Annotated in this window: 1 protein-coding gene; it reads right to left on the bottom strand. The window is 66.3% G+C overall.

Annotated elements, in window-relative coordinates; genetic code table 11:
- Positions 1–869 (bottom strand): Ig-like domain-containing protein (locus tag JF545_RS19800; protein ID WP_206944878.1); only part of this gene is annotated, 869 nt, incomplete at both ends.

The raw sequence follows: 869 nt of genomic DNA, 5'->3' as shown, positions 1-869 counted from the left end.
CCATCGGCGCCGGCCACGTCGGCCCCGCCCGCACTGCCGTCCAGCACGTTGACGGTAATCGCCACGTTCTCGTCGGTCTCGGCCGCGTCGTCGGTGGCCTCGGGCACGTCATCCTTGATATCGATGGTCAGGTTGGCCGGATCGCTGACGTCGCCGTCGGAGTCGGTCACCACCAGGCTGAACACGTCCTGGATGCCGTCGCTGCCGGTGCCCTGGCTGCTATGGTCGGTGGTGTTGTCGTCCAGGGTGTAGGTATAGCTGTAGTCCCCATTCACCACGCTGACGACCAGGGTGCCGTAGGTGCCCTGCACGGTGCCGCCATTGGTCACGTCCACGCCGCTGATCACCACCGAGCCCACGCTGTCGGAGCCGGTATCGATGGCGATGGTGCCGCTGGTGGTCTCCAGGTCGGTGGCAGACTGGCTGCCGCCGTCATCCAGACCGGCTTCATCCACCTCGTTATTGCCAGACGCATTGGGCGACTCGGGATTCACCTCCACCACCGGGGTAGCGTCCACGGTGATGGTCAGGGTCGCGTTAGCGGTATCCCCATCGGCATCGGTGATGGTGTAGTCGATCAGCACGTCGCCTTCAAAGCCCGTCGCCGGGGTGAAGGTCACGCTGCCGTCACCATTGAAGCTCACGCTGCCCTGGCTCGGGTCCTGCAGCGCGGCGTTGGTCAGGGTCACCGGACCATCGGCGCCCGCCACGTCCAGGCCACCGGCACTGCCGTCCAGCACATTGACGGTGATCGCCACGTTCTCGTCGGTCTCGGCCGCGTCGTCGGTGGCCTCGGGCACGTCATCCTTGATGTCGATGGTCAAGGCTGCGGGGTCGCTGACGTCGCCGTCGGAGTCGGTCACCACCAG

Source organism: Halomonas litopenaei (genome assembly GCF_017303055.1).
GTDB lineage: Bacteria > Pseudomonadota > Gammaproteobacteria > Pseudomonadales > Halomonadaceae > Halomonas > Halomonas litopenaei_A.
The sequence above is the reverse complement of the archived record's forward strand: the minus strand, read 5'-3'. Positions and strand labels throughout refer to the sequence as shown.